Origin of the sequence: Pseudomonas sp. IT-P4 (assembly GCF_949767755.1) — a bacterium.
Taxonomy (GTDB): domain Bacteria; phylum Pseudomonadota; class Gammaproteobacteria; order Pseudomonadales; family Pseudomonadaceae; genus Aquipseudomonas; species Aquipseudomonas monachiensis.
Genome location: NZ_CATKPX010000045.1, coordinates 118,351 through 144,430 on the forward strand (window position 1 = coordinate 118,351; position 26,080 = coordinate 144,430).

Here is a 26,080-nt window from a genome sequence, read left to right on the forward strand (position 1 = left end):
CATCGCGAGCAAGCTCGCTCCCACAGGGAATGGTGTTCCAACCTCGCGCTTTCGCGGCGACTGTACCAGCAGTCGCCGTTTTTTTTGCCGGGCTGTCAGGACGGTTTCGTCCCCGTCTGTTTTTGCGCGCGCCACGTCGCCGGCGGCATGCCGAACTGGCTGATGAACCAGCGGGTAAACGAACTTGCCATGGAATAGCCGAGCATGTCGGCAATGCGGCTGAGGGAGTAGTTCGGGTTGTCCAGGTAACGCAGCACCAGATCGCGACGCACATCATTGATCACGTCATTGAACGCGCAGCCGTCGTCCTTGAGGCGGCGTTGCAGGGTGCGCACGTTCATGCCCTGGCTCTGGGCCACCTGCTCGATGGTGGCGCGCCCCATGGGCAGCAGCAGGTAGATGGCCTTGCGCACCTCGAACAGCATCGAGGCGCCTTCGTGGTTCTGCAGCGAGTCGAGGTAGCCCTGGGCATAGCGGGCCATGGCCGGGTCGGCGTTGGGGTTGGTCATGTCGAGGCTGATGTCTGGGCAGACGATGCCGTTGAACTCGCTGCCGAACTCCAGGTTGCAGCCGAACAGGCGGCGGTGCAGGTGCAGGTTGTCCGGTGGCTGGTGCATGAAGTTGACGCTGTAGGGATGCCAGTGTGTGCCCAGCAGGGCCGAGCACAGCCGGAACATCACGCCAATGGCCAGCTCCGTGGCCTGGCGGCTGGGCATCGGCGATTCGGTGACCACCTCTTCGCGAATGATCACCATCTTGCCGGCCTCCTCGATGAAGATGGCCAGCGAGTCATTCATCAGGTGCCGGTAATCCACCACCACCTGCAAGGCATCGCGCAGGGTGCGCTGGTGGCTGAGCAGCAGGCTGACCACGCCGAAGTCCGAGAGCTGGCGCGACTCGGCCATGCTCAGGCCGAAGGTCTGGCAGCCGCTGGCGGTGGCCGAGTCTTCCAGCAAGCGCACGGCGGCATCGATATGGATACGGTGTTCAGGGGCTTGCAGTTGGGCCCTGCTCAGGCCGACAGCGGCCAGCACGTCGCGCGGGTTGAAACCCAGGTACTGGGTGACCTCCAGGTAGTTGGTCAAGACGGCGGCGCGAACAAGCTTGGTCATGCAAAGTCTTCCCTGGGCCGATGGCGATTGGCGTGAGCGTGGCGACTATATCCAGCGTATCAACAGTTGAACAGTTGTCATGTCGTTGATGGAATTCATGCTGGCCGGTCACCAGTCTTCTACGCTGCATGGAGCCACCGGCGCTCATCCGTTGATTACAGTGACCTTGCGCCGACCTGCGGGATTTTTCGACCGGTGGTCGCGCTGTCAAAGTGTCCGACAATTTGTCATCAAAAGAAAAGTGCATGACGTCCAATGTAAAGCGCTTCGGGTGGGCGCTCTTTAATGTCGACCCTACAAAAAGCCCCTGGCGAATACAGCCAGTCGAGTTATCGAGAAAGCGAAGGTGTTGACCGTGGACAAACTGCAAACTGCCGCCACCGTTCTGATCGTCCCAGGCCTGCGCGAGCATGTGGCCGAACATTGGCAAACACTGCTGGCCGCCAGGCTGAGCAACGTGCGCAGTGTGGCGCCGCTTACGACCGACAAGCTCGATTGCATGGCCCGTGTGCGGGCGATTCAACGCGAACTCGAACAAATCGACGGCCCGGTGATTCTGGTGGCCCACAGCGCAGGTGTGCTGATGGTCGCGCACTGGGCTGCGCACTACAGCCGTCCGATCAAGGGCGCCTTGCTGGCCGCGCCACCGGACCTCGATGCGGTCTGGCCGTCAAACTATCCATCGTCCGAGACCCTGCGTAACCAGGGCTGGAATCCTCTGCCACAAGGTCCGCTGCCATTTCGCAGCATCGTGGCCGGCAGCACCAACGATCACCTGGCCAGTCTTGCCGCGGTCACCCGCATGGCAGAAGGCTGGGGCGCCGAATTGCTCAATCTGGGCGAAGTCGGTCATCTCAATCCGGCCGCAGGATTTGGCCACTGGCAGCAAGCTGAAGCACTCATCCTGGAGCTGGATCGCTAGTACAAGGAGCTGGACTGGCAGTACGCCAACCGGCATTTGCCCTCATTCCTTAAACGCAAGCCCGAAGAGGTTTGTGCGAGGGCGGCTGCGCTTAAAACAAAGACAAAAAGGCGGAGACAACGCAATGCACAACAATAAGAGTCACGGCTTCACCGCGCCACGCTACACCTTGCTGGCCTCGGCCATTTTCGCGGCAACCGTACCGATGGCCCATGGGGTCGAGATCGAGACGGGGAATCCGGACTGGAACGTACGCGTGGATAACACCATCAAGTACAACTACGGCGTACGCACCGAAAGCGCCGACAAGCGCATGCTGGCAACGCCGAACAACAACGACGGCGACTACAACTTCCGCAAGGCCGGTACCAACATCACCAACCGTGTCGACCTGTTGACCGAAATGGACGTGGTCTACAAGAACGCCATGGGCTTTCGCGTCAGCGCCGCCAGCTGGTACGACAAGGCCTATGACAACACCGGTTCCAACTCCAACCCGTTCGTCAACGGCAACGATGCGCGATCGGGCCTGATCGCCAACGACCCGCGCCTGGCCGGGGTCACCCATGACAACGTCGGCAACGGCAGCCCGCACCTGAGCAACTATGCCCAGCGCTACTACAGCGGTCCTTCGGGCGAAATCCTCGATGCCTTCGTGTTCTACAGCACCGAAGTGGGCGAGGAGTCGATGTTCAGCGCCAAGGCCGGTCAGCACAACGTGTTCTGGGGCGAGACCATTCTCAACCCGGTGCACTCGGTCAGCTACGGCCAGTCCGGCCTCGACCTGGCCAAGCTCGCCGCTTCGCCGGGTACCGAAGCCAAGGAACTGTTCGTTCCGCGTAACCAGCTGTCGATGTCGTTCACCATCAATCCCGAGCTGACCGTGGGTGCCCAGTATTTCCTCAATTGGGATGCCGCGCGTCTGCCGGAAGCGGGCACCTACTACGGTGGTTCCGACCTGGTCGGCTTCGGCGCGCAATCGTTCCTGTTGGGCAACACCAACGGCGTGGTACCGGGCAGCCCGCTCGGTTGTGGCCTGGCGCCGTGCAACGCCTTGACCAATGTGCGTCGCGGCAAGGACCTGACCCCGCATGACAGCGGCGACTGGGGCGTCATGGCCAAATGGTCGCCGGCCTGGCTGGATGGCACCCTCGGCGTTTACTACCGCGAAACCTCGGAAATCCTGCCGCAAGCCTGGCTGGACGCCCGGGGCATTACCTCGGCCAACCCGAACGGCACCCGTCCGGCAGGGCAAGTGCCTGCGGTGATCAACACCCTCAACTCGCTGGACACCGCCACCTATCAACTGGCCTATGCCGACAACATCAAGATCCTTGGCCTGAGCCTGTCCAAGGACGTGGGTGGAATCAGCGTGGGTTCGGACCTGAACGTTCGTCACAACATGCCGCTGGCCAGTATCCCGGCGATCGTCAGTACCCGCAGCCCGCTGGGCCTGGGTCAAGGGCTTGGGCTGCTGCCTGCGCGTTCGGACGCCACCGGTGTGGTCTATGACACCCCGAGCCGTGGCGACAGCATGGCCGCCACCGGTGACACCCTGCACTGGACGCTCAACGGTCTGATGACCCTGCCGAAAACACCTGTGTTCGACCAGGCAACCGTGCTGGCCGAGCTGTACTACAGCAACCTGCTCAAGCTCGATAGCGAAAACGAGGCGCTCTACAAAGGCAAGAGCAGCTATCGCGGCATCGACGCGCCGACCCGTGACAACTGGGGTCTGGCCGTCAACTTCACACCGACCTGGTACCAGGTATTCCCGGGTGTCGATCTCAACGCGCCGATGTCGGTCAACGTCGGTCTCGATGGTGTGTCGCCGGTCTCCGGTGGCGGTGCCAAGGACACCGGCAACTATGCCGTGGGCGTGGGCGCCATTGTGTACAACAAATACTTTGTCGACCTGAAGTACGTGGACTCCTTTGGCGAAACCGACAAGTGCAACAAGAGCGGTGTAAGCACCGGCCCAACCGGTGGTGACGGCTCTACCCCGAACGCCTTTAGCGGCAACGAAAACTACGCCTGCTACGCCGGTGGCTACTCGTCCTTCTCCGGAGGTGGTGCCACGACTGAGGACCGTGGCGCCGTGTACCTGACGATGAAAACTACATTCTGATTCACCACTGATTTGCTTAACGCAAGCAGGAGAATAACAAGATGAAATTTGTAAAAACCGTGTTGGCCGCGTCCTTGGCCATGGTCTTCGCCGCTCAGGCACAGGCTGCTGTTTCACCTCAGGAAGCTGCCAGGCTTGGCACCAGCCTGACCCAGGTAGGGGCTGAAAAAGCCGGGAACGCTGATGGTTCCATTCCTGCCTACAACGGTGGCTTGACCACGCCGCCGGCCAGCTTCAAGGCCGGCGACAGCATGCGCCCGGATCCGTTTGCCAGTGAAAAGCCTGTGCTGGTGATCGACGGCAAGAACGTTGATCAGTACAAGGGCCTGCTCACCGCGACCACGGTAGAACTGGCCAAGCGTTTCCCGACGTTCCGTGTCGACGTGTTCCCGACGCACCGCACCGTTTCGTTGCCCCAGGCGATTCTGGACAACGGCGTGAAGAACGCCAGCGGCGCCAAGTCCCTGGAAGGTGGCCTGGCCATCGACAACGTCCTGCCTGGCATTCCATTCCCGATTCCGCAGTCGGGCAACGAAGCGATGTGGAACTTCCTGTTGCGCTACCAAGGCGTCAGCATCAGCTCCAAGTACGACTCCTGGAACGTTGACTCCGCGGGCGTTCCCAGCCTGGCGACCACCGGGCAAGCGAACATCTCCTACCCGATCTACGAAAACCTCGCGCAGCCGATCAGCAGTGCCGACGTGTACTACCAGATGAAGCTGGCGTACACCGGCCCTGCGCGCCGGGCCGGCGAGGCGATCATGCTCAAGGATGCCGCCAACCCGTTGCAGCAACCGCGTCGCGCCTGGCAGTACTTGCCGGGGCAGCGTCGAGTGAAACTGGCGCCGAGCCTGGCTTACGACACGCCAAACCCGGGGACCGCCGGTGCGGGCACCTACGATGACGTGTTCGTGTTCAACGGTGCGCTGGATCGCTACGACTGGAAACTGGTCGGCAAGCAGGAAATGATCGTGCCGTACAACACCTACAAACTGACCTACGTGCAGGATCCGAAGTCGCTGACCACCGCCAATCACCTGTCACCTGACTTCGTACGCTGGGAAAAACACCGTGTCTGGGTCGTTGAGGGCAACCTCAAGGCCGGTGCCCGTCACATCTACGCCAAGCGCCGCTTCTACCTCGACGAAGACAGCTGGACCGCTTTGGCCTCGGATCAATATGACGCCCGTGGTCAGCTCTATCGCGGTTCCTTCGCCTTCCTGAGCCAGAGCTACGACAAGCAGGTGCCGGACTCGACGCCGTTCATGATCTACGACCTGGTCGGCGGTTCCTACAACATCAACGGTGTAGTCGGCCCTTACGGCGGCATCAAGTACATCGAGCCGCTCTCCAAGGCCCAGTGGTCTTCGGAATCCCTGGCCGGCGCCGGTATTCGCTAAGCCAACCGCAAAAAAGCGCAAGTTCGGTCCACTGCCCACAAGACAGTGAGACCGTGCGGCGGTCGGTGCGTGCCGATCGTCACGAACGCAAGGTTTGAACGTCAGGCACACCGATGATGTGTGCCCCGACGCGGTTTTCCGAAGAGGGACGCAGTATGTGTTCGTATAAAAATAATATGTTGCAGCTAGCGTTTGGCGTTGTGCTCGGCCTGTCGCAGGGCATCGCCCAGGCGGCCGATTACGTCGATGTGCTGGACCTGCCCGCCAGGGTCAGTGCCTTGGCCATCAACAGCCCGTTGTCCGGTATGACTCGCGCCGGCGAGCGCGTGATTACCGTCGGCCAGCGTGGCCATATTCTGTTTTCCGATGATTCGGGAAACCACTGGCAACAGGCCGCCGTACCGGCCAGTGCCGACCTCACTGCGGTGAATTTTCCGACCGCCACCCAAGGCTGGGCGGTGGGCAATGACGGCGTGGTGCTGCACAGCAGCGACGCCGGCGCGACCTGGCAAAAGCAACTCGACGGGCGTCAGATCGGCGCCTTGCTGGTCAAGCATTACACGGCGCTGGCCAGCGCCGAACCGGGCAATGAGCAATGGCCGCTGCTGGTCGCCGAGGGCCAGAGGCTGGCCGATCAGGGCGCGGACAAACCGCTGCTCGGCGTCTGGTTCGCCAACGACAAGACCGGCTACGTGGTCGGCGTGTTCAACCTGATCCTGCGCACCGACGACGGTGGCCTGACCTGGACCCCGTTCCAGGACCGCACCGACAACCCCCAGGGTTTCCACCTCAACGCCATCGCCTCCACCGGCGACAGCCTGTACATCGCTGGCGAGCAGGGCCTGTTGCTCAAGTGGGACGACAGCGCCCAACGCTTCAATGCCGTGCCGACGCCTTATCAAGGCAGCTTCTTCGGTGTGCTCGGCAAGCCCGGCGAAGTGCTGATCTACGGCCTGCGCGGCAACGTGTTGCGCAGCACCGACGGCGGCCAGAGCTGGACCGCACTGGACACCGGCCTGCACGTCAGCATCACCGCGGGCCTGATCGATGCCCGTGGCAATTATCGCTTGTTCACCCAGGGCGGGCAGATGCTGGTCAGCCAAGGGACGGGCGCGCAGTTGCGTCTGAAGCAGCAACCGGCACCGACCCCGGTCGCCGGCGCCACCCAGTCCGCCGCCGGCGCCGTGGTGCTGGCCGGCAGCCGTGGTGCCCGGACGCTGTCCGCCGATCCAGCCCTCGAACCCTAAGAGCGAGAACCCAGACATGGGCAATATCAAACAAGACGCCATGCCGGTGATTCGCGATCTGCGTGATTTCGACCACCGCTCCGGCAACCTCCTCGAGCGGCTGGTGTTCAACTACCGCCCGCTGTTCATGCTGCTGATGGCGCTCGCCACCGTGGTGCTGGGCTTCATGGCCGTGACTCGCCTGGAGTTGCGCCCAAGCTTCGAAAAAATGATTCCCCAGAGCCAGCCCTACATCCAGAACTTCCTGGAAAACCGCGCTTCGCTGCGCGGCCTGGGCAACTCGGTGCGGGTGGTGGTCGAGAACACCCAGGGCGATATTTTCGACCCCGAATACCTCGACGTGCTCAAGCAGGTCAACGACCAGTTGTTCCTCACCGAAGGCGTCGACCGTGCGTGGATGAAGTCGCTGTGGAGCCCGGCGGTGCGCTGGACCGAAGTCACCGAGGACGGTTTCCAGGGTGGCCCGGTGATGCCCGACACCTATTCCGGGCAGCCTGAGCAGATCGAACAGTTGCGCCAGAACATCTCCCGCGCCGGTGTGGTGGGCAGCCTGGTGGCCAGCGACTTCAAGTCGACCATGCTGATCGTGCCACTGATGGACAAAGCTGCCGCTGGTGGTCAACGCATCAACTACCACGCGTTCTCGCAGATGCTCGAAGAGCAGTTGCGCGACAAGATCGAATACGCCGGCGACAGCGCTGCGCGTAAATCCGGCGTCGAAGGCACCGGCCATTACAAGGTGCGGGTGATCGGCTTCGCCAAACTGATGGGCGACCTGATCGACGGCCTGATCCAGGTGATGATGTTCTTCGGCCTGGCCGTGGTCACGTCGCTGATCATCATCTACGGCTACACCCGTTGCGTGCGCAGCACCCTGCTGGTGGTCGGCTGTTCGCTGATCGCGGTGGTCTGGCAACTGGGCATCGTCGCCTGGCTCGGCTACGCCATCGATCCGTACTCGGTGCTGGTGCCGTTTTTGATCTTCGCCATCGGCGTGTCCCATGCCGCGCAAAAGATGAACGGCATCATGCAGGACATCGCCCGTGGCACCCATAAACTGATCGCTGCGCGCTACACCTTCCGCCGTCTGTTCATCGCCGGTGTCACCGCGCTGTTGGCCGACGCCGTGGGCTTCGCCGTGTTGATGCTGATCGACATTCCAGTGATCCAGGATCTGGCGATCACTGCCAGCATCGGCGTCGCGGTGCTGATCTTCACCTCGCTGTTGCTGATGCCGGTGGCACTGTCCTACGTTGGTGTTGGCGCGAAAGCCGCCGAGCGCGCGTTGAAGATCGACAACCGCGCAGAGAAGCACAAAGGCTTCGGCAGACTGTGGGACGCGCTCGATCGCTTCACCACGGCCAAATGGGCCACGGGTGCCGTTCTGGTCGCGGTGTTGATGGGCATTGGCGGTTTCGTGGTCAGCCTGGACCTGAAGATCGGCGACCTGGAAAGCGGGGCGCCGGAGTTGCGCGCCGACTCGCGCTACAACCGCGACAACGCCTACATCACCCAGCATTACGCGCTGTCCAGCGACCTGTTCGCGGTGATGATCAAGACGGCGCCGGAAGGCTGCCTGAACTACAAGACTTTGGTCCTGGCCGACCGCCTGGCCTGGGAGCTGCAACAGTATCCGGGCGTGCAGGCGACGTCTTCGCTGGTCAACGCGGTGCGCCAGATCACCGCCGGCACCTACGAAGGCAACCCCAAGCTCAACAGCATCCAGCGCAACCAGGACGTGCTCAACTACGCCGCCCAGCAAGCCTCGGTCAACTCCCCGGAGCTGTTCAACACCGACTGCTCGCTGATGCCGGTGATCACCTTCCTCAAGGATCACAAGGCCGAAACCCTGGATGCCGTGGTGGCGATTGCCGACAAGTTCGCCAAGGAAAACAGCACCGAAGATCGCCAGTTCCTGCTCGCCGCCGGGACTGCCGGTATTGAAGCGGCGACCAACATCGTGGTGCGTGAAGCCAACCGCACCATGCTGCTGTACGTGTATGCGGCGGTGACGCTGTTCTGCCTGATCACCTTCCGCAGCTGGCGCGCGACGCTGGTGGCGCTGCTGCCGCTGGTGCTGACTTCGATCCTCTGCGAAGCCTTGATGGTGGCCATGGGTATCGGCGTGAAAGTCGCGACCTTGCCGGTGATCGCCCTCGGCGTGGGCATCGGCGTCGACTACGCCTTGTACTTGCTCAGCGTGCAACTGCACTTCCAGCGCCAGGGCCTGCCGCTGTCCGAGGCCTACCGCAACGCCGTGTCCTTCACCGGGCGCGTGGTCGGGCTGGTGGGCATCACCCTCGCCGCGGGCGTGGTGTGCTGGGTCTGGTCGCCGATCAAGTTCCAGGCCGACATGGGCATCCTGCTGACCTTCATGTTCCTGTGGAACATGCTCGGCGCGCTGATCCTCATTCCTGCGCTTTCGTACTTCCTGCTGCGCGAACGGGCCCCTCAGCCCGGTTCTGTCGCGGCAACCGAAACCACTGAATCCACTGAACGTCCCGGCATGCCGCATGCCGTGACCACTTCCGAGTAAGCCAAGATGTCTGATTACAAAGCTCCCCTGCGCGACATGCGCTTCGTACTCAACGAGGTTTTCCAGGTGTCCCGGCTGTGGGCGCAATTGCCCGGCCTGGCCGACGTGATCGATGAAGAGACCGCCGCCGCCATCCTCGAAGAGGCCGGCAAGATCAGCGGCGAAGTGATCGCGCCACTGAACCGCGCCAGCGACGAACAGGGCTGCACCTGGAACGACGGCGCGGTCACCGCCCCGGACGGTTTTGCCCAGGCCTATCAAGCCTTCGCCGAAGGCGGATGGGTGGGTGTCGGCGGTGATCCGCAGTACGGCGGCATGGGCATGCCCAAGGCGATTTCGGCGCAGGTCGAAGAGATGGTCAACTCGGCCAGCCTGTCGTTCGGCCTGTACCCGATGCTGACCGCCGGCGCCTGCCTGTCGATCAAGGCCCACGCCAGTGAAGAACTGAAAGCGGCTTACTTGCCGAACATGTACGCCGGCACCTGGACCGGTTCGATGTGCCTGACCGAAGCCCATTCCGGTACCGACCTGGGCCTGATCCGCACCAAGGCCGAACCCCAGGCCGACGGCAGCTACAAGGTCAGCGGCAGCAAGATTTTCATCACCGGCGGCGAGCACGACCTGACCGAGAACATTATCCATCTGGTGCTGGCGCGTCTGCCCGATGCACCGGCCGGGCCCAAAGGCATCTCGCTGTTCCTGGTGCCGAAAGTGCTGGTCAACGCCGACGGCTCGCTGGGTGAAAACAACGCGCTGTCCTGCGGCTCCATCGAACACAAGATGGGCATCAAGGCCTCCGCCACCTGCGTGATGAACTTCGACGGCGCCACCGGCTGGATCGTCGACGCACCGAACAAAGGCCTGGCGGCCATGTTCACCATGATGAACTACGAGCGCCTGGGCGTGGGCATCCAGGGCCTGGCGCAGGGTGAGCGTTCTTACCAGAACGCCGTCGCCTACGCCCGTGACCGCCTGCAAAGCCGCGCACCGACCGGCGCGCAGCACAAGGACAAAGCGGCCGACCCGATTATCGTGCACCCGGACGTGCGCCGCATGCTGCTGACCATGAAAGCCTTGAACGAAGGCGGTCGTGCGTTCTCCAGCTACGTGGCCCTGCAACTGGATATCGCCAAATACAGCGAAGACGCCCCGACACGCCAGCGCGCACAGGATCTGGTGTCGCTGCTGACCCCGGTGGCCAAGGCTTTCCTCACCGACATGGGCCTGGAAACCACCCTCCATGGCCAACAGGTCTTCGGCGGCCACGGCTACATCCGTGAATGGGGTCAGGAGCAACTGGTGCGCGATGTACGCATCACCCAGATCTACGAAGGCACCAACGGCATCCAGTCCCTGGACCTGGCCGGGCGCAAGATCGTCGGCAGCGGCGGGGCGCTGTACCGCTTGTTCGCTTCGGAAATCCGCGAATTCACCGCCAGCGCTGGCGCTAATCTCGGCGAGTTCACCCAGCCGCTGAACGCTGCCGTCGACACCCTCGACGACCTGACCGCGTGGCTGCTGGACCGGGCACAAAACAACCCGAACGAAATCGGCGCAGCCTCGGTCGAGTACCTGCACGTGTTCGGCTACACCGCGTATGCCTACATGTGGGCACGCATGGCCAAGGCCGTGATGAGCGGCGATGCCGAAGACGATTTCTACACCAGCAAACTGGCCACCGCGCGTTTCTACTTCGTCCGGTTGCTGCCGCGTATCCATTCGTTGAGCGCATCGGCCAAGGCCGGCAGCGACTGCCTCTACGAGCTGCAAGCCGATCAGTTCTGATCGAAAGGACAAGGAACCTTAAACATGATGGCGACAAAAATAATTCCACCCGCCGACGGCGCCTATGCCTATCCCTTGCTGATCAAGCAATTGCTGCTGTCCGGCGTGCGCTACCAGCCGGGCCGGGAAATCGTCTACGCCGACAAGCTGCGCTACAGCTACGAGACCCTCAACAAGCGTATTCGCCGACTGGCCAATGCGCTGACGGAGGCGGGGGTCAAGGCCGGTGACACCGTGGCCCTGCTCGACTGGGACAGCCACCGCTACCTGGAATGCTTCTTCGCCGTGCCGATGATCGGCGCGGTGCTGCACACCGTGAATATTCGCCTGTCGCCGGAGCAGGTGCTGTTCACCATGAACCACGCCGAGGATGACCTAGTGCTGGTGCATGACGATTTCCTGCCCCTGGTCGAGCAGATCCACGGACGGCTGGAAACCGTAAAAGGTTACCTGCAGCTCACCGATGACGAGGCGACCGCGACCTCGCTGCCGGTGCTGGGCGAGTACGAGCACCTGCTGTCCCTGGCCCCGGAGCAGTATGACTTCCCCGATTTCGACGAGAACTCGGTCGCCACGCTGTTCTACACCACTGGCACTACCGGCGACCCGAAAGGCGTGTACTTCACGCATCGCCAACTGGTGCTGCACACCCTGAATGCCGTCGGCACCCTGGGCGCCTATCAGGGCCAGCCGCTGTTGCGCTCCGACGACGTGTACATGCCGATCACACCGATGTTCCACGTGCATGCGTGGGGCGTGCCGTATGTCGCGACCCTGATGGGCATCAAGCAGGTCTACCCCGGCCGCTACGAACCCAACAGCCTGGTCAAGTTGTACCGCGAAGAGAAGGTGACCTTCTCCCACTGCGTGCCGACCATTTTGCAGATGATCCTCAACTGTGAAGAGGGCAAGGCGACCCGTTTCGACGGCTGGAAAATGCTCCTGGGCGGCAGCGCGCTGACCCTGGGCGTGGCCAGCGAAGCCCATGCCAAAGGCATGGTGGTGCACGCTGGCTACGGCATGTCCGAGACCTGCCCGTTGCTGTGCCTGACCTACCTGCGCGATGAAGACCTGCAGCTGTGCGCCGAAGCGCAACTGCCGATCCGCATCAAGACCGGCACGCCGGTGCCGATGGTCGACCTGAAGATCATCGACGCCGAGGGCAATGACGTGGCCCATGACGGCGAGTCGCTGGGCGAGATCGTGGTGCGCGCACCGTGGCTGACCCAGGGCTATCTGAAAGCCCCGGACCAAGGCGCGCAGCTGTGGCACAACGGCTGGCTGCACACCGGCGACATGGCCTCGATCGACAAGCTGGGCGGCGTGGAAATCAAGGATCGCATCAAGGACGTGATCAAGACCGGCGGCGAGTGGATCAGCTCACTGGAACTGGAGAGCCTGATCAGCGAACACCCGGCGGTCATGTCGGTCGCGGTGGTGGGTATCGTCGATGAGCAGTGGGGCGAACGCCCGATGGCCATGGTCGTTTGCGAACCGGGGCAATACCTCGACCGCAAGATTCTGGAGGTGCATTTGCAAGCCTTCGTCGACGGCGGGCGCATCAACAAATGGGCGATCCCCAAGCAGTTCAAGTTTGTGACCGAAATCCCCAAGACCAGCGTCGGCAAGATCAACAAGAAGCTGATTCGGGAAACTGAAGCGAACTGATGTTGTAGGAGCGAGCAGGATCGCTCCTACATAAATCCATCGGTGCCAGGCGGTTTCCGGATAGTTTGGGGGGCGTCATCTTTGTCATAGTCCTGGCCAAAGATAACGCCCCGTCGGTCGCGGTTTTCAGCGCTTGTGCCAAGCTGAACGGGGTATTGAACCGCCGTGCATTCAATTGCCGGTCAGGCAAACCCCACGGAAGCCCACGACATGAACTTCACCCGTGCATCCAACGTCCGCAAAGAGTTCTACAAAGCCGTCTGGTTCTATTTCAAAGTGGTGTGGCCGATCTTCTCGATACTGCTGTTAGTGATCGTTGCGATTGGCCTCATCATCGCCCAGCTGGAGGGGTGGAGCCCTGATGACGGTGTCTACTTTGCCTTCGTGACGGGCCTGACCATCGGCTATGGAGAGCTGGTGCCAAAACTGGGTGTGTCGCGAGTGCTGGCGATCCTGCTGGGTTTCAATGGCGTGCTCATGACCGCGACATTCGCGGCGATCAGTGTCCGGGCGATTGAAGTGACGGTGACGGCGTCACGGCAGAAGGACGTCGAGTAGGGCGGTGATGGCCACGGCCATTTAAATGGCCGCAGCCTCCGGGGCTCAATGCGAGTGCCGGTGATGGATGTCGGGAAAGTGCGGATGACTGTGGACGATCGGTGAGTGTTGGTGAACATGGCGGTGCGGTTGTACACCATCCCACTCAAAGGCATGTTCATGCTGATGATGCTCATCGTGGACATGCTTGTGGTCGTGGATTTGCGGTTCGTGCTGATGCTCGTGTGAGTGACTCTCGGTCAGATGAATCCAGACCCCAAGCCCCATCAGGCCGGCAGCGATCCAAAACACCCACGTCACGCCTTCACCGAAAAACAGGATCGCTATCGCGGCTCCCAGGAACGGCGCCGTGGAAAAGTACGCCCCGGTCCGCGCCGTACCAAGCCCCCGCAACGCCAGGACGAACAGCACCAGACTGACGCCATACCCCAAAAAGCCCACCAGCAGGGTTGGCCCAAGAAGCGACCACTCTGGCAAGTGCATACCCAGCGCGATCCCCAGCGCGCAATTGACGGCCCCTGCCACCAGCCCTTTGGTGCCAGCAATAAACAACGCATCCGACGCAGACACCTTACGTGTGAGGTTGTTATCAATGGCCCAACAAAAACAGGCCACCGCCACCGCGACAGGCCCCAACCAGCCATGAACCTCTGCCGAAGTGCGAGGCCACGCCAACAACACGCCCCCGGCAACAATGGCCACCATCCCCGCAACAATGCGCCGGTCAGCGTTCTCCCTGAAGACCACCCACGCCATCAGTGCGGTCAACACGGCTTCCAGGTTCAGCAACAGTGATGCGGTGGTGCCGGAGGTGAGGGTGAGTCCAAACATCAATGAAACCGGGCCCAGTACGCCACCGAACACAATGGCCCCGATGAACCACGGCCATTCAGGGGCTGTCAGGCCTGTCGGCTGCCAGCCACGATCACGGATCAGGCGGGTTAGCGTCAGCCCGACGCCGCTGCCCAGGTAGAGCAGGCCGGCGAGGAGGATGGGGGATACGTTCAAGCCTAGCCACTTGGCCAAGGGCGTGCTGGCGCCGAACAAGGCAGCAGCGCCCAAGGCGTAGAGAATGCTTTTGGTCATTGTGGTTCCGGGGCTCAGGGGAGGCAATCTTGAACAGGATACGCCGCGAATGAGCGCCTGTGGCCTGTCCACACAACACAACCCCCTGTGGGAGCCTAATGCTGTTCACTTAAGGACGAACACTGTATCTGTGGCGAGGGAGCTTGCTCCCGCTGGGGCGCGAAGCGGCCCTAAAATGGGACTGCTGCGCAGTCCAGCGGGAGCAAGCTCCCTCGCCACAGTTTTTTGTAGTCAGCAGGCTAAGCCTCCCAACCCGCCCCAGTCACCGCCGCCTGCACCAGCGGGTGCAAGTCTGCCCCCTGGTGATCCGTCTGCCAGGCCAGCAACTCCTTGCGCATGCTCGGCGCCCAGTACAACTGCATATGATTGCGCACGCTGAGCACCGCCTGTTGCTGGTCCGGCTGGCTGGCGAAGTACTCGGCGATCTGGTTAGCCATCTTGATCAGGTTGTCCGTGCTCATCGGCGTACCTCCGCTTTCGCGCCACGGGCCTGACGACGTTCATCGAGCAAACGTTGCTGTTCCTCGCTGAACTCCTGGAAGCGCTTCTGCCATTCCGAAGGGTGATAAACCCGGCTGACTTCCACGGCGGTGACCTTGTACTCGGGACAGTTGGTAGCCCAGTCCGAGTTGTCGGTGGTGATCACGTTGGCCCCCGATTCCGGGAAGTGGAAGGTGGTGTACACCACGCCCGGGGCAACCCGTTCGGTAATCCGCGCCCGCAGCACGGTCTGCCCGGCGCGGCTGCCGATGCCGACCCAGTCACCTTCGCTGATGCCACGGCTCTCGGCGTCGGTTGGGTGGATTTCCAGGCGATCTTCGTCATGCCAGGCGACGTTTTCGGTGCGCCGGGTCTGGGCGCCGACGTTGTACTGGCTGAGGATACGCCCGGTGGTCAGCAGCAGCGGATAACGACTGTTGACCTTTTCTTCGGTCGGCACGTAGCCGGTGAGCATGAAGCGTCCCTTGCCGCGCACAAACTCTTCGATGTGCATGGTCGGCGTGCCGTCCGGTGCCTCGGCGTTGCACGGCCATTGCAGGCTGCCGTGGCGCTCAAGTTCGGCGTAGCTGACGTTGGTGAAGGTCGGCGTCAGGCTGGCGATTTCATCCATGATTTGCGATGGATGCTGGTAATTCATCGGGTAGCCCAAGGCATTGGCCAGGGCCACCGTGCCTTCCCAGTCGGCCTTGCCGCCCAGCGGGTCCATGACCTTGCGCACCCGGGAGATGCGTCGCTCGGCGTTGGTGAAGGTGCCGTCTTTTTCCAGGAACGAGCAGCCCGGCAAGAACACATGGGCGAACTTGGCGGTTTCGTTGAGGAAAATGTCCTGCACCACTATGCATTCCATGGCCGACAGAGCCGCGGTGACATGCTGGGTATTGGGGTCGCTCTGGGCGATGTCTTCGCCCTGGCAATACAGGCCCTTGAAGCTGCCGCCCAAGGCTGCCTCGAACATGTTGGGGATGCGCAGGCCCGGGTCGGGTTGCAGGGTGACGTTCCAGGCCTGTTCGAACTGCGCCCGCACCACCTCATTGGAGATGTGCCGGTAACCGGGCAGCTCATGGGGGAAAGAGCCCATGTCACAGGAGCCCTGAACGTTGTTCTGCCCGCGCAGCGGGTTCACGCCCACGCCTTCGCGACCGATGTTGCCGGTGGCCATGGCGAGGTTGGCGATGCCCATCACCGAAGTACTGCCCTGACTGTGTTCGGTGACGCCCAGGCCGTAGTAAATCGCCGCGTTGCCGCCGGTGGCATACAGACGCGCAGCGGCACGGATATCGGCAGCGGCAACACCGCAGACCGGGCCAAGGGCTTCCGGCGAGTTTTCCGCACGGCTGACGAACTCACTCCAGATCGCGAAATCGCTGCCCTCGCAACGGGCGTCGATAAAGGCCTGGTTGAGCAGTCCTTCAGTGACAATCACATGAGCCAAGGCGTTGAGCATGGCGACGTTGGTACCGGGGCGCAGGGCCAGGTGATACTCGGCGCGGGCATGCACCGTATCCACCAGATCAATGCGTCGTGGGTCGATGACGATCAGCCGCGCGCCTTCACGCAGGCGGCGTTTGAGTTGGGAAGCGAACACCGGGTGGGCATCGCTGGGGTTGGCGCCCATCACCAGGATCACGTCGGCCTGCATCACCGAGTCGAAACTCTGGGTGCCGGCGGACTCGCCCAACGTCTGCTTCAAGCCATAGCCGGTGGGCGAGTGGCAGACCCGCGCACAGGTGTCGACGTTGTTGTTGCCGAAGGCGGCGCGCACCAGTTTTTGCACCAGGTAGGTTTCTTCGTTGGTGCAGCGGCTGGAAGTGATGCCACCAATGGAGTCGCGGCCATATTTTTGCTGCAACCGACGGAACTCGCTGGCGGCGTAAGTCACCGCTTCATCCCAGCTGACTTCCTGCCACGGATCGTTGATGTGCTTGCGGATCATCGGCTTGGTGATGCGATCCGGGTGGGTCGCATAGCCCCAGGCAAAGCGCCCTTTGACGCAGGAGTGGCCGTGGTTGGCCTGGCCGTTCTTGTCCGGAACCATGCGCACCAGTTGGTCGCCTTTCATCTCGGCGCGGAACGAGCAGCCCACGCCGCAATAGGCACAAGTGGTGATCACGCTGCGTTCCGGCTGGCCCAGCTCGACCACGCTTTTTTCCATCAGGGTCGCGGTGGGGCAGGCTTGCACACAGGCGCCACAGGACACGCATTCCGAATCGAGGAAGTTGTCGCCACCGGCAGCGGCCACCCGGGATTCAAAACCGCGCCCGGTAATGGTCAGGGCGAAAGTACCCTGTGTTTCTTCACAGGCACGCACGCAGCGGTTGCAGACGATGCACTTGCTCGGGTCGTAGTCGAAATAGGGGTTGGAGGTGTCTTTCACGTCCTCCAGATGGTTCTCGCCTTCATAGCCATAACGCACTTCCCGCAGGCCAACCTGGCCGGCCACGGTTTGCAGCTCGCAGTTGCCGTTGGCCGAGCAGGTCAGGCAGTCCAGCGGGTGATCGGAAATGTACAGCTCCATGACGTTGCGCCGCAGGGTCGCGAGCTTGGGCGTCTGAGTGTGCACGCTCATGCCTTCGCTGACCGGCGTGGTGCAGGACGCCGGATAACCGCGCATGCCGTCGATCTCCACCAGGCACATGCGGCAGGAGCCGAAGGCTTCCAGGCTGTCGGTGGCACAGAGTTTTGGAATGGTGGTGCCCAGCAGCGCGGCGGCGCGCATCACCGAGGTGCCTTCGGGCACGCTGATGCTGCGGCCGTCGATATTCAGGGTGACTTGCACCTGGCTGTCGCGGGCTGGCGTGCCGAGGTCGATATCGGTTTTCGGATCGAAGAGAGTGATCATTGTTCGGCCTCCGAGGCTTGCAGACCGAAGTCGGCGGGGAAGTGCTTGAGGGCGCTGGCCACGGGATAAGACGTCATGCCGCCCAACGCGCACAGCGAACCGTATTGCAGGGTGTCGCACAGATCCTTGAGGATGATCACCTGCTCATCGCGACTGTTCTGGTCAGGCGCGGCCAACAGACGGTCGATCACCTCGACGCCACGGGTCGAGCCGATACGGCACGGGGTGCATTTGCCACAGGACTCCTCGGCGCAGAACTGCATGGCGAAACGCGCCATGCGGGCCATGTCCAGGGTGTCGTCAGCCACCACCACACCACCGTGACCGAGCATCGCGCCGATGGCCATAAAGGCTTCGTAATCCAGCGGCGTGTCGAATTGCGAAGGCGGCACCCAGGCGCCAAGCGGGCCACCCACCTGTGCGGCTTTCAGCGGCCGACCACTGGCGGTACCGCCGCCGTAGTCTTCCACCAGCTCCCGCAAGGTCAGGCCAAAAGCCCGTTCCACCAGCCCGCCGTGACGAATATTGCCCGCCAGTTGAAACGGCATAGTGCCCAGGGAGCGGCCCATGCCGTAGTCGCGATAGAACTGCGCACCCTTGGCCAGAATCAGCGGCACCGAGGCCAGGGTCAGCACGTTGTGCACCAGCGTCGGCAGGCCGAACAAGCCCTGCAACGCAGGAATCGGCGGCTTGGCGCGGACGATCCCGCGCTTGCCTTCGAGGGAGTCCAGCAGCGCGGTTTCTTCACCGCAGATATAAGCACCGGCCCCGACCCGCACTTCCATATCGAAAGCCAGGCCACTGCCGCCAACATCGGCGCCCAGGTAACCGGCATCTCGGGCGATGTTCAACGCTGCACGCAGCATGGCCACGGCATCCGGATATTCCGAGCGCACATAGATGTAGCCGTAAGTGGCGCCGACGGTAATGCCGGCAATGGCCATGCCTTCGATCAGCAGGAAGGGGTCGCCTTCCATCAACATGCGGTCGGCAAAAGTGCCGGAGTCGCCTTCGTCGGCGTTGCATACGATGTACTTCTGCGCAGCCTGAGTGCCGCGCACCGTGCGCCATTTGATCCCGGCCGGGAACGCCGCACCGCCACGGCCACGCAGGCCCGAATCGAACACCGCCGTCGCGGTCTGCTCGCCGCCAATGGCGATGGCCTGGGTCAAACCCTCGAAACCGCCGTGGGCCCGGTAATCCTCCAGCGACAGCGGCCGGGTAATGCCGGCGCGGGCGAACAGCAGACGTTGTTGAGACTTGAGATATGGCAACTCCTCCACCAGGCCCAAGGCCAACGGATGAGCGGACGGCTCGCCTTGCAGCGCATCAAGCACCGACGGCACATCGGCCACCGTCAACGGCCCAAAGCCGATCCGACCTTGCGGGCTGCTCACTTCCAGCAGCGGTTCCAGCCAATACAGGCCGCGCGAACTGGTGCGCTGCAATTCCAGCGGCAAATTACGTTCCCGGGCCTGAGTGATCAGAGCCACCGAAACCTCATCGGCACCCACGGCACGGGCAAGGGAATCACAAGGCAGATAAAGAGTCGGCATCACGCGTCCTCCCGGCAAGCGTCAAGCAACGCATCCAGCCGCTCGGCACTGAGCCGCGCATGCACCCGGCCATCCAGCTCCAGCGCGGGCGAACAGGCACAGGCGCCCAGGCAATACACCGGACGCAAACTGATGCTGCCATCAGCACTGCTGCCGTGATCGTCCAGTTGCAGACGCTCGCGCAACTGCGCGGCAAGCTGCTCGGCACCACGGCTCTGGCACGACTCGGCCCGGCACAGACGCAGGATATGCCGCGCAGGCGGCGCGGTACGGAAGTCATGGTAAAAACTGATCACCCCACGAACCTCGGCCTGGCTCAGGTTGAGGGCATGGGCAATCTCGGGGACGGCGACATCGGGGATGTAACCGATACGCTCCTGAATATCATGAAGAATGGGCAACAGCGCACCCGGAGTACCCTTGTGGCGCTCCAGCAGACTGTTGACCACAGGCAGGTGCAACATCTCATCAGGCATTCAGCAATCCTCACGGTCACGGACAAACCAGGTGGTTGTCGGTTGTCCGAAAGTGTCGGCTGCGGCATTCACACCACGTCACGGTATCGTGGCATCTACAGACCGTCGGCCAGGGCACCCTGAGTGGGCATCTTGTTGTGCCCGACGCGGTCTTCGCCGCATCTCTACTGGGCATAAAGGGCAGCTTGCCACGCTGCTGTTGATCGACCTGCACCAAAGCGACGTGCTCGGTTCTGCCTACGACTATCCATTAAGTCTAGATGAGTGCCGCAAGGGGCGTTCACACACTGGCCTAATGCCCGGAGGGCTTGTCGATGGCTGATGTATAGCAAGCATTACAGGTGAGAAGAAGCATCAGAACCAAGGGCAATTCTACGGAGCAGATCCGCCGATCCATTCCGCTACAAACCGAAAGCCTTTCACTCTGACCCAAATACGAAAAAGCCCCGAAAACCTCGAGGCCAACCCCAAATCCCAGCCACCACACAAACCCCCTGTGGGAGCCAGCCTGCTGGCGATAGCGCCAACCCAACCACCACCAATCCCGAAGATGCACCCCAAACCCCTGTAGGAGCGAGCCTGCTCGCGAAAAACGCAAGGCATCCACGTGTCCCGCTGAATACCCCGGCCACCGCAATCAAGCCCGCTCTCACAGCGTCACGCCTGACTTTTGAACCCAAAAACTATCCTGGCGCTTCGCCCACTACCCCTCAGCCTTAGCCCCCGTCCGCTTAGACGCCAGCTCATTATCCCGATCCCGAGTAAGCACCTTCACCGCATCATCCACCAACGCCTTACTCATCGAAGTCAGATAGTGCGCCGCCCAGGCGTGACGGTCGGTGTCTTTGGCATAAGCGGCATCTTCAGTGAGCGTCTTGGCCAGGAACAGAAAATCGGAAGCCATGGACAACGCATCGCCGAGAGGAACGCCGCGAGTGACATGGAACAGCGCTTGATCCGCGCAGTAGATCGCGGGCGTCAGGCCGATGGTTTTGAGTTCAGATAGTTCAGTCATTGGCCACCTCCGAGGATGGAGAGGCAATGGGGGAGGGTGTTACGTGATTGGGACTTGCGTAGAGGGGAAAGCCAAATTTCTAACGGATTGATACTGCGCATTATCCAACTCCTTGATATGAGGAGCTGCCACGTTCGTTTCCACACGAATGGGTGACAGCTGTGCGCAGGGTGGAAAACCGGGAATCAAGGAAACCGGCACGCCCGAAGACGTCCCACGCACAGCCGCCATAACTCACGCCGCAGGCATTAAAAAAGCGCCGGCAGACGTGAAGGGGGCGCTGTTGCGCCTTGAATTACACGGGTTTCCACACCCGGTCGCTGAATTGGCAGCGACGGGTGGGAGGGTATCGTGAGGGCTGCTTTCCTGCAACTAGTCCCAACAGAACCACATTTTTGCATGTGGCTATTTCTAGTCAGAAACGCCTCCTCGACGCTGCTGCATGCTTTATGACATGCCAAATGACGAAGGCTACGAATACGTGACCCTCTCAAATTATTAAAGGCTTTAGTCGAATCTACTTTTGTTTCAATCATGAAGGCTGGACGCGGTGATGCCAAAATAGTAGCGTTCCTTCCAATGGCTCTTCGTTCGTATCGCGGGAGCTGACCAAATCCTCAGGTCCTCAGGTCCTCAGGTCCTCAGGTCCTGAGGATTGCCGGATGTCAGCGTTTGGTCTTTGAGCACCTTCCGGTAACACAGTCAGGGATGAGCCATGCTTACTGAGCCTCTAAGCCTCTCCGGAAAAAAACGCCTCTACGTGTTAGAGGAATTTCAACAACCGCCAAACAGACGCAGTGCAATGGTAAAAATCTTTGCATATGACCTCTCCCGATTTACTGATTTGTGGAGGAAGAGGGGCGTGTTGCCTGAGTGTAGTGTGTTTGTTTGTCTTGAAAGTCGATAGTTGGTCTGTTGCGATTATGCAGGATTTTAACCAGCTTCTGATGTGATGATTTTTATAATTTAAATGCTGTCTTTATAGGGAATGCTAGGCGGATTTATGAATATAATTGAAAGTATTTATATTAAAGGCTTTTGGGGGGATCATGAGGTTTCCATAAAGGCGAATGAATCTTATAATTTTATAATTGGGCCGAATGGCTCTGGTAAATCTACAGCTCTCAAGCTTATTGCTGGGGTGTTGTTTGCTGATAGAAGTTATTTGGCTTCTTTGGATTTTGAATATATAAAAATAGTTTTGAAGGAGCCGGGCTCTAGGAAAAAACCTTACATAGAGGTCTCTAAGAGCAGGGATGTACCTTTTTTTCACTGTGATTATAAAATATTTGAAACATCTTCTGATAAACCTTACGCATACGTATTGAGTGAGGCAGATGGCTATGATACTGCGCTTAGAACTAATTATTTTCTTCGGATGCAGTTGGCTGGAAAGACTGCAGCAGGTAAGTCGTTAGTTTCCCATTTAAGGGAAATGGTTTCGCTAACTTGGTTGTCAGTGCAACGTATAAATAAGATTGAAGGTGAGAGTTCGTCCGATCCATTGGATGTCAGATTGGAAGACTTCTCTAATAGATTGGTTCGCTATCTCTCTGCATTGAGCAAAAAAGTAAATCTTCTGCATGAGAACTTTCAAGAACAGGTTTTTCTATCTCTACTTGTTAAGGATGAAGATAAAAAGTTACCGATACCAGTTGAGAGCAGGCTCGAAAGCGAAAAGTCAGCGTTGGTGCAAATTTTTTCTGAATTTCATGTGGATAAGAAGAATTATGTCAAAAAGGTCCAGACACATTTTGGGATATTAGAGCGATTAAGAAAGAAAATGGAGGCGAGTGAGGCACTAACTAGTACTGAGATAATGGCTTTATTTTCCCTGCATCGAATAGAGAGTACTGTTGATTTTTGGGAGAATATTACTTCTAATAAGAGGTCGCTGCTTGCGCCTAGAGATCGTTTTTTAGAGTTGCTTAATACTCTCATGCAGCGGAAGACTCTACATATAAATGAAAGAAATGAAATTGTAATTACAACCTTGTCGGGGAAGGTGCTGAAGCCTAGTCAGCTATCTTCCGGTGAGAAGCAGGTTTTAATTATTCTTGGTGAGGCACTGCTCCAAGAAGGTAAGACTTTCATCTATATGGCAGATGAGCCAGAAATTTCTCTGCATGTTGCGTGGCAAGAGTCGCTTGCGAAAAATATAAAAAGTCTAAATCCGTCTGCTCAGATAATTTTTGCTACGCATTCTCCTGATGTGGTTGGTGAACACCAGACAAGCTTGATCAACATGGAGCGTTGTATAAAATGAGCTTCGTAAGAACCAATTCAGGACTTTCAAACTTTCACGCTTTTTGTGATGTTGAATACATGGTTTACACTGAGGGAGGAGACGTATCTAAGGCGCTTCCTGAAGATGAGGCAGATGTTTGGTCTATAGATTCTGTTTTTTGGAGAAGTGCATTTCGTCGTTTTTTGCCAGATGTGAAAATACGGATAAAGTCTCTTGGCTCTAAAGAGTGCGTACGGCCCTATGCTGAGAAGATTCTATCTGACTCAATCTCTAACTCGATCGCCGTATTTGATAGAGATTACGATGTGTATAGAGGGGAATTGATGGATCATCCTCGCATTTTTTATACTCACGGTTATAGTTGGGAGAATGATGTTTGTCGGCCTGAGCTTGTAATATCTATTTTGGGAGGGGTGCATCCTAGTGGTAAATTACCAAGCGCCGATGTAGTCGAAATTAAATCGAGATACGCTAACTTCTTGAAAAGCATAGGTCGTGTTGTTTTTGTTGATCTGCTTTGCGGGATGGTAAAAATTCAAGGCGTGGATAGGGAGAAGTATTGGGCTCTCATTGATACCTCAAATTGTCATGAGTACAAGGTAAAGCGCGATAAGTTCAAAAAACTAATTATTGATATTAAAATGAGACGAACCACTCCCCTCCGATATTTAGGAAAGGCTCGTATAGCTTCAGATTCAGACTGCTACGGTAAAATGGTTGCTATGTTCTGCTATTCTATGTTTTGCGAATACTATCGAAATATCACTGGTTGTAAAAACGTGCCGAGACATTTTGCAGATAAGATTTTTGCAGAGTCAATATTGACGGCTGATATTAATCATGTTCCACATGTGAGGGACCATTACGAGCGTATGATGGCTCGACTTTCTGCGTGAGGCGTCTCAAGGATGCAGGCTAGGATGATGGTTCAGAAAGCAGTAATGATTTTGGTTGTGAATTTTGCGGGTCTTGGCTTTCAATGAGGTATTGAAAGCTTATTTAAGAGACTAGGTTGCCTTATTAGAGAAAAATACTGGCGCTTAAACAGCATGCGTAAAAAATAGAGCTGCTTTTTTGTACGAAAATTCCGATTTCGGCCTCGCGACTGCTAGTTATTCTAGCGAGGTACATTTTTAAGAGGCAACTTTGTCTTTCTGAAAGCGGGATGACTTTTGATTGCAAAGTTCACCACGCAGCCATGCTTGCTCCGAATTTTTACTGTATATCTCGTAGGTAATTCTTGAGCGCAATGAGTGGAGGATTAAGTCGCTCCATTGACTGCTCTGCGCTGAGGGCAGCCGCCAACCTATGCAACTCTCGACCCAAAACTGTACCGACACCCCCAACAGCCTCCAACGCCAACCCCACACACTCATCCACCTTCACCTGAATCGCCTCAACATCCCCCCGACGCACCAGCAACTCAAACACATCCCGCTGGTAGTCACCCATCACCAAATCATCCCGCAAAATCGGGCTCGAACCTTCCGATTCATAAGCCAGTTTGAGGGAGAAGAGGGCGACGGTTTCCAGGTGCAATTCCATGGGGGGGAGTCCTTGTGAAATGTTCTTCCGGCGAGAAGGGCAGAAGAGAAGCAAGATCAAAAGATCGCAGCCTTCGGCAGCTCCTACAGGTCAGCGCGTTGTCAGGGCGTTGTCAGGGCGTTGTCGGTGGGGTGTCAGGTGCTTTTCTGCAGACGAAAAAAAAGGCCTTGCAAAGCAAGACCTTTCTTAATTTTGGTGCCCCGAGGGAGACTCGAACTCCCACTCCTTTCGAAAACGGATTTTGAATCCGCCGCGTCTACCAATTCCGCCATCAGGGCTCAATGGCGGCGAAGTATAGAGATGAGATAACCGCTGGTCAATCAGGTACATGGAGAATTTTTGATATTTCCGCTAGACTTCCCGGCCCTGCTAGACGACACCCCATCATGCGCGTTGCTGACTTTACTTTCGAGCTCCCTGATTCGCTGATCGCCCGCCATCCGCTGGCCGAGCGGCGCAATAGTCGCCTGTTGACCCTGGATGGGGTCAGCGGCGCCCTGGCACACCGTCAATTCACTGATTTGCTGGAGCATTTGCGCCCCGGCGATTTGATGGTGTTCAACAATACCCGGGTGATTCCGGCGCGGCTGTTTGGCCAGAAGGCTTCCGGCGGCAAGTTGGAAATCCTGGTGGAGCGGGTGCTCGACAGTCATCGTGTGCTAGCCCATGTGCGTTCCAGCAAGTCGCCCAAGCCGGGGTCGAAGATCCTCATCGACGGCGGTGGCGAGGGCGAGATGCTGGCGCGTCATGACGCGCTTTTCGAGCTGGGGTTCGCTGAAGAGGTGTTGCCGCTGCTCGACCGCGTCGGGCACGTGCCGCTGCCTCCTTATATAGACCGCCCGGATGAAGGCGCCGACCGCGAGCGTTACCAGACTGTCTACGCCGAGCGTTTGGGCGCGGTGGCGGCGCCGACGGCGGGGCTGCATTTCGATCAGGTGCTGATGGAGGCGATTGCCGCCAAGGGCGTCGAGACGGCGTTCGTGACCCTGCACGTTGGTGCTGGCACGTTCCAGCCGGTGCGCGTAGAGAAGCTTGAAGACCATCACATGCACAGCGAATGGCTTGAAGTCGGCCAGGACGTGGTCGATGCCGTTGCCGCCTGCCGCGCTCGCGGTGGTCGTGTAGTGGCGGTGGGGACCACCAGTGTGCGTTCCCTGGAAAGCGCCGCCCGCGATGGCGTGCTCAAGCCGTTCAGCGGCGATACAGACATTTTCATTTATCCTGGCCGGCCGTTTCATGTGGTCGATGCCCTGGTCACCAATTTCCATTTGCCCGAATCCACGTTGTTGATGCTGGTTTCGGCGTTCGCCGGTTATCCCGAAACCATGGCCGCCTACAAGGCCGCCGTGGACAACGGTTACCGCTTTTTCAGCTACGGTGATGCGATGTTCATCACGCGTAATCCTGCGCCGACTGCCCCTAAAGAATCGGGCCCAGAGGAAACAGTATGAGTCGCAC

At 59.3% G+C, this 26,080-nt stretch carries 19 protein-coding genes and 1 tRNA gene; 11 read left to right on the plus strand and 9 right to left on the minus strand.

Translation table 11 applies throughout. The features are described from left to right. Positions 1-95: 95 nt before the first annotated feature. On the minus strand, positions 96-1,112 hold the full coding sequence (locus ACM6IT_RS18540) for an AraC family transcriptional regulator (protein WP_056728557.1): 1,017 nt from the start codon (positions 1,110-1,112) through the stop codon (positions 96-98). A gap of 355 nt (positions 1,113-1,467) precedes the next feature. Here ACM6IT_RS18540 and ACM6IT_RS18545 point away from each other — a divergent pair, with 355 nt between their 5' ends. From ACM6IT_RS18545 to ACM6IT_RS18580, 8 genes are all read left to right on the plus strand, one after another. After that, entirely contained in the window at positions 1,468-2,034 is a 567-nt protein-coding gene (locus ACM6IT_RS18545; protein ID WP_414918483.1) for an RBBP9/YdeN family alpha/beta hydrolase, read from the plus strand. Between the two features lie 124 nt (positions 2,035-2,158). After that, the gene (locus ACM6IT_RS18550; RefSeq protein ID WP_056728559.1) at positions 2,159-4,162 is read left to right on the plus strand and encodes a DUF1302 domain-containing protein; all 2,004 of its coding nucleotides are present in this window, start codon (positions 2,159-2,161) and stop codon (positions 4,160-4,162) included. 41 nt (positions 4,163-4,203) lie between these two features. Continuing rightward, positions 4,204-5,562: a DUF1329 domain-containing protein gene (locus ACM6IT_RS18555; protein ID WP_414918484.1), complete on the plus strand. Its 1,359-nt coding sequence runs from the start codon at positions 4,204-4,206 to the stop codon at positions 5,560-5,562. A 155-nt stretch (positions 5,563-5,717) separates the two neighbouring features. Continuing rightward, entirely contained in the window at positions 5,718-6,809 is a 1,092-nt protein-coding gene (locus ACM6IT_RS18560) for a WD40/YVTN/BNR-like repeat-containing protein (protein ID WP_414918485.1), read from the plus strand. A gap of 16 nt (positions 6,810-6,825) precedes the next feature. Beyond that, positions 6,826-9,345 (plus strand): efflux RND transporter permease subunit, encoded by a 2,520-nt coding sequence (locus tag ACM6IT_RS18565; RefSeq protein WP_056728565.1) that lies wholly within the window; start codon positions 6,826-6,828, stop codon positions 9,343-9,345. A 6-nt stretch (positions 9,346-9,351) separates the two neighbouring features. Further along, a complete protein-coding gene (locus ACM6IT_RS18570) occupies positions 9,352-11,130 on the plus strand; it encodes an acyl-CoA dehydrogenase C-terminal domain-containing protein (RefSeq protein ID WP_414918486.1) in 1,779 nt (592 codons plus the stop codon). 24 nt (positions 11,131-11,154) lie between these two features. Then, positions 11,155-12,798, plus strand: a complete 1,644-nt coding sequence (locus tag ACM6IT_RS18575) for a fatty acid--CoA ligase (protein ID WP_414918487.1) — start codon at positions 11,155-11,157, stop codon at positions 12,796-12,798. Between the two features lie 210 nt (positions 12,799-13,008). Continuing rightward, positions 13,009-13,356 (plus strand): potassium channel family protein, encoded by a 348-nt coding sequence (locus ACM6IT_RS18580; RefSeq protein ID WP_046040256.1) that lies wholly within the window; start codon positions 13,009-13,011, stop codon positions 13,354-13,356. A gap of 45 nt (positions 13,357-13,401) precedes the next feature. Here ACM6IT_RS18580 and ACM6IT_RS18585 read toward each other — a convergent pair whose 3' ends face one another. The 6 genes from ACM6IT_RS18585 to ACM6IT_RS18610 form a co-directional block, all read right to left on the minus strand. Further along, the gene (locus ACM6IT_RS18585; protein WP_414918488.1) at positions 13,402-14,442 is read right to left on the minus strand and encodes an EamA family transporter; all 1,041 of its coding nucleotides are present in this window, start codon (positions 14,440-14,442) and stop codon (positions 13,402-13,404) included. Positions 14,443-14,681: 239 nt separating this feature from the next. Further along, positions 14,682-14,903 carry a formate dehydrogenase subunit delta gene (locus ACM6IT_RS18590; RefSeq protein ID WP_414918489.1) on the minus strand — a complete coding sequence of 74 codons (222 nt, stop codon included), beginning with the start codon at positions 14,901-14,903 and terminating at the stop codon, positions 14,682-14,684. After that, entirely contained in the window at positions 14,900-17,782 is a 2,883-nt protein-coding gene (fdhF, locus tag ACM6IT_RS18595; protein ID WP_414913961.1) for a formate dehydrogenase subunit alpha, read from the minus strand. Before fdhF ends, ACM6IT_RS18590 begins: the two co-directional genes overlap by 4 nt. Further along, positions 17,779-19,338 (minus strand): formate dehydrogenase beta subunit, encoded by a 1,560-nt coding sequence (locus tag ACM6IT_RS18600; RefSeq protein ID WP_414918490.1) that lies wholly within the window; start codon positions 19,336-19,338, stop codon positions 17,779-17,781. The genes fdhF and ACM6IT_RS18600 overlap by 4 nt, the downstream gene beginning before the upstream one ends. Next, positions 19,338-19,814: a formate dehydrogenase subunit gamma gene (locus ACM6IT_RS18605; RefSeq protein ID WP_046040265.1), complete on the minus strand. Its 477-nt coding sequence runs from the start codon at positions 19,812-19,814 to the stop codon at positions 19,338-19,340. The genes ACM6IT_RS18600 and ACM6IT_RS18605 overlap by 1 nt, the downstream gene beginning before the upstream one ends. A gap of 703 nt (positions 19,815-20,517) precedes the next feature. After that, positions 20,518-20,829, minus strand: coding sequence for a DUF3077 domain-containing protein (locus tag ACM6IT_RS18610; protein WP_414918491.1), 312 nt, complete (start codon positions 20,827-20,829; stop codon positions 20,518-20,520). 1,003 nt (positions 20,830-21,832) lie between these two features. On the opposite strand from ACM6IT_RS18610, the gene ACM6IT_RS18615 reads away from it, so the two are divergent. Continuing rightward, positions 21,833-23,095, plus strand: coding sequence for an AAA family ATPase (locus tag ACM6IT_RS18615; protein ID WP_414918492.1), 1,263 nt, complete (start codon positions 21,833-21,835; stop codon positions 23,093-23,095). Further along, complete coding sequence (locus tag ACM6IT_RS18620) at positions 23,092-23,973, plus strand: DUF4435 domain-containing protein (protein ID WP_414918493.1); 882 nt, start codon at positions 23,092-23,094, stop codon at positions 23,971-23,973. Before ACM6IT_RS18615 ends, ACM6IT_RS18620 begins: the two co-directional genes overlap by 4 nt. Positions 23,974-24,292: 319 nt before the next feature. Here ACM6IT_RS18620 and ACM6IT_RS18625 read toward each other — a convergent pair whose 3' ends face one another. Both ACM6IT_RS18625 and ACM6IT_RS18630 read right to left on the minus strand, forming a co-directional pair. Then, on the minus strand, positions 24,293-24,622 hold the full coding sequence (locus ACM6IT_RS18625) for a hypothetical protein (protein WP_414918494.1): 330 nt from the start codon (positions 24,620-24,622) through the stop codon (positions 24,293-24,295). A gap of 193 nt (positions 24,623-24,815) precedes the next feature. Next, positions 24,816-24,900, minus strand: a tRNA-Leu gene (locus ACM6IT_RS18630). Positions 24,901-25,008: 108 nt separating this feature from the next. Here ACM6IT_RS18630 and queA point away from each other — a divergent pair. Further along, entirely contained in the window at positions 25,009-26,073 is a 1,065-nt protein-coding gene (gene queA / locus ACM6IT_RS18635) for a tRNA preQ1(34) S-adenosylmethionine ribosyltransferase-isomerase QueA (RefSeq protein ID WP_414918495.1), read from the plus strand. Positions 26,074-26,080: the final 7 nt, after the last annotated feature.

Bases quoted from the DNA above. Each gene is read 5' to 3' on its own strand.
- ACM6IT_RS18540 (WP_056728557.1), bottom strand. From the start codon at position 1,112: ATGACCAAGCTTGTTCGCGCCGCCGTCTTGACCAACTACCTGGAGGTC.
- ACM6IT_RS18550 (WP_056728559.1), top strand. From the start codon at position 2,159: ATGCACAACAATAAGAGTCACGGCTTCACCGCGCCACGCTACACCTTG.
- ACM6IT_RS18555 (WP_414918484.1), top strand. From the start codon at position 4,204: ATGAAATTTGTAAAAACCGTGTTGGCCGCGTCCTTGGCCATGGTCTTC.
- ACM6IT_RS18560 (WP_414918485.1), top strand. From the start codon at position 5,718: ATGTGTTCGTATAAAAATAATATGTTGCAGCTAGCGTTTGGCGTTGTG.
- ACM6IT_RS18565 (WP_056728565.1), top strand. From the start codon at position 6,826: ATGGGCAATATCAAACAAGACGCCATGCCGGTGATTCGCGATCTGCGT.
- ACM6IT_RS18570 (WP_414918486.1), top strand. From the start codon at position 9,352: ATGTCTGATTACAAAGCTCCCCTGCGCGACATGCGCTTCGTACTCAAC.
- ACM6IT_RS18575 (WP_414918487.1), top strand. From the start codon at position 11,155: ATGATGGCGACAAAAATAATTCCACCCGCCGACGGCGCCTATGCCTAT.
- ACM6IT_RS18580 (WP_046040256.1), top strand. From the start codon at position 13,009: ATGAACTTCACCCGTGCATCCAACGTCCGCAAAGAGTTCTACAAAGCC.
- ACM6IT_RS18585 (WP_414918488.1), bottom strand. From the start codon at position 14,442: ATGACCAAAAGCATTCTCTACGCCTTGGGCGCTGCTGCCTTGTTCGGC.
- ACM6IT_RS18590 (WP_414918489.1), bottom strand. From the start codon at position 14,903: ATGAGCACGGACAACCTGATCAAGATGGCTAACCAGATCGCCGAGTAC.
- fdhF (WP_414913961.1), bottom strand. From the start codon at position 17,782: ATGATCACTCTCTTCGATCCGAAAACCGATATCGACCTCGGCACGCCA.
- ACM6IT_RS18600 (WP_414918490.1), bottom strand. From the start codon at position 19,338: ATGCCGACTCTTTATCTGCCTTGTGATTCCCTTGCCCGTGCCGTGGGT.
- ACM6IT_RS18605 (WP_046040265.1), bottom strand. From the start codon at position 19,814: ATGCCTGATGAGATGTTGCACCTGCCTGTGGTCAACAGTCTGCTGGAG.
- ACM6IT_RS18610 (WP_414918491.1), bottom strand. From the start codon at position 20,829: ATGACTGAACTATCTGAACTCAAAACCATCGGCCTGACGCCCGCGATC.
- ACM6IT_RS18615 (WP_414918492.1), top strand. From the start codon at position 21,833: ATGAATATAATTGAAAGTATTTATATTAAAGGCTTTTGGGGGGATCAT.
- ACM6IT_RS18620 (WP_414918493.1), top strand. From the start codon at position 23,092: ATGAGCTTCGTAAGAACCAATTCAGGACTTTCAAACTTTCACGCTTTT.
- ACM6IT_RS18625 (WP_414918494.1), bottom strand. From the start codon at position 24,622: ATGGAATTGCACCTGGAAACCGTCGCCCTCTTCTCCCTCAAACTGGCT.
- queA (WP_414918495.1), top strand. From the start codon at position 25,009: ATGCGCGTTGCTGACTTTACTTTCGAGCTCCCTGATTCGCTGATCGCC.